Consider the following 5,080-nt stretch of genomic DNA (forward strand, 5'->3'; position numbering starts at 1 on the left):
CGGCATACGGGGCCACTCGTTGTTGCAGCCCTTGCCCGCACACGAGTGCGGGCGGCGACCGGCGCCTAGATTGGCCCCGTATGCCGGGCCTTCGCGACCCCCTGCCGTCGTGTGAACAGGCCCTCGTTCAGTTCCGGTAGCTGATGCCGGCGGCCAGTTGGCCGCCGAAGCGCCGTTGCGTCAGCGGGCTGTCGGCGGCAGGGCCCAGCAGTTGCGACACGCTGGCCGAGCCGAAGGCGATCCAGCTCGGCGCCAGTTGCCAGGTCCAGCCCATGCCGGCATGGACGTCGCGCAGGCCGGAGCCGGGCTCGTAGGCCGGCAGGCCGGTGGCGACCGAGCCCTCCGGCGTGACGCCGAAGTAACTCCTTAGATAAGCGGCATTGCCGAAGCTGACGCCCCCGCCGGCCGTCCATTCCAGATGCCGCGACTGGCGCAGGCGCCAGCCGAGGTCGACGCCGCCGGCCATGCCGCCATGCCGGCCCAGCAGATCCTGGGACAGCGAGGTCGAGACCAGCCAGTCCGGCGTCAGCGCATAGCCGGCGTAGACCCGGCCGCGCACCGTGCGGCGCACGTCGGGCAGGCCGCGCGTCGTCGAGGCGTCACCGCTGCTGCGGCCGTTGTCCACGCGCAGCGCCACGCCCAGCCGCAGGCGGCTGCCTTCGATCAGGTCGGCGCTGGCGCCGTCACCGCGCACTTCACTGCCGAAGCCCAGCAGGCCCGAACCGCCCGAGGTGCTGATGCGCAAGCGGCCCCATTGGATGGCCCACAGCGGCGAGAGCCGGGTCGTGTAGCGGGTGGCGCCGGCGTATTCGGGCTCGGTGTGCAGCCGGCCGCCGATCAGGTAGCGGAAGGCCGGATCGGGCGCCGGTGCTTCGTCGGCAAGCGCGGCGAGGGGCAGCAGCAGGACAAGCGGAGAGAGGATGCGCAGCATCCGCCCAGCTTAACGTCCGGAAACCTTCAATGGCCTGTCGCCGTGACGCGCGGACGCAGTTCCTTCAGCATGTCGGCCACCATCGCGCGCAGGTCGTACTCGAGCTTCCAGCCCCAGTCCTTCGCGGCCACGCTGTCATCGATCCGCTGCGGCCAGCTGGCGGCGATCTGCTGGCGGAAGTCCGGCGCGTAGCTGATCTCGAAGGCCGGGATCTGGCGCTGGATCTCGGCGGCGATCTCGGCCGGGGTGAAGCTGACGCCGGCGAGGTTGTAGGAACCGCGCTGGGTGATCTTCTCCGCCGGCGCTTCCATCAGCTCGATCGTCGCGCGCAGCGCGTCGGGCATGTACATCATCGGCAGGGCCTGGCCCGCTTCGAGGAAGCAGCTGTAGCGGCCGTGCTTGAGCGCCTCGTGGAAGATCTCCACCGCATAGTCGGTCGTGCCGCCGCCCGGGGGCGTCTTCCAGGAGATCAGGCCCGGATAGCGCAGGCTGCGCACGTCCACGCCGTGCTTCTCGTGGTACCAGCGGCACCAGCCCTCGCCGGCCAGCTTGGAGATGCCGTAGACGGTGCTCGGATCCATCACCGTGTCCTGCGGGGTGTCCACGGCCGGCGTGTTCGGGCCGAAGGCGGCGATCGAGCTCGGCCAGAAGATCTTGTCGAGCTTCTGCGTGCGGGCCAGCTCCAGCACATTGAGCAGCCCCTTCATGTTCAGGTCCCAGGCCCACATCGGGTGCTTCTCGCCGGTGGCGGACAGCGCGGCGGCCAGGTGGTAGATCTGCGTGATCTCGTGGCGCTTGACGATCTCGGCCAGCGCGCCGGCGTCGGTGCAGTCCAGCATCTCGTGGCGCAGCGCGGGCACGCGGCCCTCGGGGGCGATGTCGCTGGTGATGACGGCATGGTTGCCGTGCCGCTTCGCCAGCTCGGTGGCCAGCTCGGTGCCGATCTGGCCGTTGGCGCCGATGATGAGGATCTTGGTGTTCGACATGGTGCTCAACTAACTGCTTACTTGATCAGACCGAGTTCCTTGCCGGCCTGGGTGAAGGCGGCCACCGCCTTCTCGAGATGCTCGCGCTCGTGCGCCGCCGAGACCTGCACGCGGATGCGCGCCTGGCCCTTGGGCACGACCGGGAAGAAGAAGCCCACCGCGTAGATGCCCAGCTCCAGGATGCGGGCGCTGAGCTTCTGCGCCGTCACCGCGTCGTAGACCATGATCGGCACGATCGGATGGGTGCCGGGCTTGATCTCGAAGCCGGCGGCCTGGATCGCCTCGCGGAAGTAGGCCGTGTTGGCCTCCAGCTTGTCGCGCAGCGCGGTGGAGCCTTCCAGCAGGTCCAGCACGGCGATGGACGCGCCGACGATGCTGGGCGCCACGGTGTTGGAGAACAGGTAGGGCCGCGAGCGCTGGCGCAGCAGCTCGATCACTTCCTTGCGGCCGGTGGTGAAGCCGCCCGAGGCGCCGCCCAGCGCCTTGCCGAGCGTGCCGGTGATGATGTCCACCTTGCCGAAGACATTGCGGTACTCGTGCGTGCCGCGGCCGGTCTTGCCGAGGAAGCCACTGGCATGGCATTCGTCGATGCCCAGCAGCGCGCCATAGCGGTCGGTGATCTCGCGGATCCTGTCCAGCTGGGCGATGGTGCCGTCCATCGAGAAAACGCCGTCGGTGAAGACCATCGTAAAGCGGGCGCCTGCCGCCTGCGCCTCCTGCAGGCAGCGCTCCAGGTCGGCCATGTCGTTGTGCTTGTAGCGGAAGCGCTTGGCCTTGCACAGGCGGATGCCGTCGATGATGGAGGCGTGGTTCAGCTCGTCGCTGATGATCGCGTCCTGCTCGCCCAGCAGCGGCTCGAACAGGCCGCCGTTGGCATCGAAGGCGGCCGCGTAGAGGATGGTGTCCTCGGTGCCGAGGAACTTCGCCAGGCGCTGCTCCAGCGTCTTGTGCAGGTCCTGCGTGCCGCAGATGAAGCGCACCGAGGAGAGGCCGTAGCCGTGCGTGCGCAGCGCTTCGTGCGCCGCCTCGATCACCTGCGGGTGCGAGGACAGGCCCAGGTAGTTGTTGGCGCAGAGGTTGATGACCTCGCGGCCGTCGTTCGTCTGCACCACGGCGCCCTGGGCGGTCGTGATGATGCGCTCGCTCTTGTAGAGGCCGGCCTCGCGCACGCCCTGGAGTTCGGCCTGGATGTGGTCGTAGAAGGCCTGGCTGGTCTTGGTCATATCAAACTCCTGGTGCACAATCCACTAATTCTTCGTTAGTTCGATATATCGAACTTTCGTGCAGTATCAGGGAATCGTTCGACAAGGTCAAGCATGTCCGTACAGCAAATCGACACCCCGCCGAACGTCGGCGCGACGCTCCAGTCACTGCGGCAAGCGCAGGGCCTGTCGCTGGACGAGCTGTCGCGGCGGGCAGGCGTGTCGAAGTCGATGCTGTCGCAGATCGAGCGCAACCAGGCCAATCCGACGGTGGCCGTCGTGTGGCGGCTGGCGAATGCGCTGCGGGTGGAGATGTCCGAACTGCTCGGCGGCGAGAAGGCTGCGGCCCCTTCGATCGAGACCGTGCCGGCGCACCAGACGCCCTCGATGAGCAGCCCGGACGGCCTGTGCCAGCTGCGCATCCTCGGGCCGATCGACCTGGCTGGCCAGTTCGAGTGGTACCAGCTGACCATCCAGCCGGGCGGCGCCTTGGAGTCTGCCGCGCATGAGCCGGGCTCGCGCGAGCACCTGAGCGTGCTGAGCGGGCAGATGGAGGTCAGCGCGGCGGGTGGAACGCAGTCGCTGAAGTCAGGCGAGACTGGGCGTTATGCCGTCGACGGACCTCACGCGATCCGCAACGCCGGCAACGAACCGGCCGTGGGCCTACTGGTGGTGATCCACCCGTAACAGGTCTTTCAGACTGACCCGATCCCAGTCGCTGCGCTGCCAGAGTGGCTGCAGGGCCGCATGGCGTTCCGCCAGCATCGCGCGCAGCAGCGGCGCGGCGGGCGTCTGCTCAGGGACGCAGAGCAGAACGAGTCGCTGCACGCCGGATTCATCGAGGCGACCGAGCCAGTCCAGCGACAACAGCCGGTCGATCACCGGCTCCAGTTGAAGCGGGTCGGCGCGCAGGCGCTGCGCCAGCGCCAGGTTGCCCAGGCCGCCCTCCCCGCGCGCCTGGCTGTGGGCCAGTTCGCCGATGATCTCCAGCGCCAGTTCCAGCTCCAAGCCAGGCACGTCCGGCCGATGCACGATGCCACGGCTCATCATCGGCGCATTGGCGGCCAGCACCGCGCCGAGCAGCACGATCACCCAGCCGAGGTACATCCAGATCAGCAGGATCGGCACGGTGGCGAAGGCGCCGTAGAGCGTCGAATACGTCGGCACATGCTTGACGTACCAGGCCAGGCCCGCCTTGGCCAGGCCGAAGGCGATGGCGACGAAGGCCCCGCCCAGCAGCGCATGGCGCCAGCGCACATGGGTGTTGGGCACGTAGTGGAACAGGCCGGCCATGCCCAGGCCCATCAGCACCGTTTCGAGCAGGCGCAGCAGGAAGGCGATGTTGTCGGAGAAGCCCTTCACCAGGCCCTCGCCGGCCGACACCGCATAGCTGGTCAGCGTGAGGCTGCCGCCCAGCAGCAGCGGGCCCAGCGTCAGCGCGGCCCAGTAGACCAGCACCCGCTGCGCGATCGGCCGCGGGCGCTGCACGCGCCAGATCGCATTGAGCGTGCGGTCGATCGTCAGCATCAGTGCGAGCGCCGTGCCGCCGAGGGCCACGAGGCCGACCGCGCCGAGCCGGTTGGCCTTGGCGGAGAACTGCGTCAGCGCGCCGAGGACGGGCCGCGCGATCGTGTCCGGGATCAGGCTGGCGAGGAAGTACTTCTGCAGCGAGGCCTGGAACGAGGAAAAGATCGGGAAGGCCGTGAACAGCGCGAGCATCACGGTCAGCAGCGGCACCAGCGAGATCAGCGTCGTGAAGGTGAGGCTGCCGGCGGTGAGGCCCAGGCGGTCCTCACGGAATCTCTTGCGGAAATTGAGCAGCGTGTGACGCCACGGCCAGGCCCGCAGCGCGCTCCGGAAATCGGCCAGCAGCGCCCGGGCGGCGAGCCGCGCATCGGAGAGGGAATCGGTCATGCTGGCTATGATGCCAGCATGTCCCCCGTCTCCCCGGTAGCCTCCCC

5 protein-coding genes are annotated in these 5,080 nt (G+C 68.6%); 1 reads left to right on the top strand and 4 read right to left on the bottom strand.

The genetic code is table 11. From position 1 onward, the window contains the following. Nucleotides 1-127: 127 nt before the first annotated feature. From B0W88_RS29570 to kbl, 3 genes are read right to left on the bottom strand one after another with little or no spacing between them, the layout of a single operon-like run. Nucleotides 128-931 carry a MipA/OmpV family protein gene (locus tag B0W88_RS29570; RefSeq protein WP_077038110.1) on the bottom strand — a complete coding sequence of 268 codons (804 nt, stop codon included), beginning with the start codon at nt 929-931 and terminating at the stop codon, nt 128-130. 26 nt (nt 932-957) lie between these two features. Next, the gene (locus B0W88_RS29575; RefSeq protein WP_077038114.1) at nt 958-1,917 is read right to left on the bottom strand and encodes an NAD-dependent epimerase/dehydratase family protein; all 960 of its coding nucleotides are present in this window, start codon (nt 1,915-1,917) and stop codon (nt 958-960) included. 17 nt (nt 1,918-1,934) lie between these two features. Beyond that, nucleotides 1,935-3,140: a glycine C-acetyltransferase gene (gene kbl / locus B0W88_RS29580; protein ID WP_077038111.1), complete on the bottom strand. Its 1,206-nt coding sequence runs from the start codon at nt 3,138-3,140 to the stop codon at nt 1,935-1,937. A gap of 93 nt (nt 3,141-3,233) precedes the next feature. Here kbl and B0W88_RS29585 point away from each other — a divergent pair, with 93 nt between their 5' ends. Continuing rightward, complete coding sequence (locus B0W88_RS29585; protein WP_077038112.1) at nt 3,234-3,806, top strand: helix-turn-helix domain-containing protein; 573 nt, start codon at nt 3,234-3,236, stop codon at nt 3,804-3,806. Here B0W88_RS29585 and B0W88_RS29590 read toward each other — a convergent pair. Further along, nucleotides 3,783-5,033: a YihY family inner membrane protein gene (locus B0W88_RS29590; RefSeq protein WP_077038113.1), complete on the bottom strand. Its 1,251-nt coding sequence runs from the start codon at nt 5,031-5,033 to the stop codon at nt 3,783-3,785. The genes B0W88_RS29585 and B0W88_RS29590 overlap by 24 nt on opposite strands. Nucleotides 5,034-5,080 lie beyond the last annotated feature (47 nt).

The organism is Pelomonas sp. KK5 (genome assembly GCF_001984095.1).
Classification (GTDB): Bacteria; Pseudomonadota; Gammaproteobacteria; order Burkholderiales; family Burkholderiaceae_C; genus KK5.

Bases quoted from the DNA above. Each gene is read 5' to 3' on its own strand.
- B0W88_RS29570 (WP_077038110.1), bottom strand. From the start codon at position 931: ATGCTGCGCATCCTCTCTCCGCTTGTCCTGCTGCTGCCCCTCGCCGCG.
- B0W88_RS29575 (WP_077038114.1), bottom strand. From the start codon at position 1,917: ATGTCGAACACCAAGATCCTCATCATCGGCGCCAACGGCCAGATCGGC.
- kbl (WP_077038111.1), bottom strand. From the start codon at position 3,140: ATGACCAAGACCAGCCAGGCCTTCTACGACCACATCCAGGCCGAACTC.
- B0W88_RS29585 (WP_077038112.1), top strand. From the start codon at position 3,234: ATGTCCGTACAGCAAATCGACACCCCGCCGAACGTCGGCGCGACGCTC.
- B0W88_RS29590 (WP_077038113.1), bottom strand. From the start codon at position 5,033: ATGACCGATTCCCTCTCCGATGCGCGGCTCGCCGCCCGGGCGCTGCTG.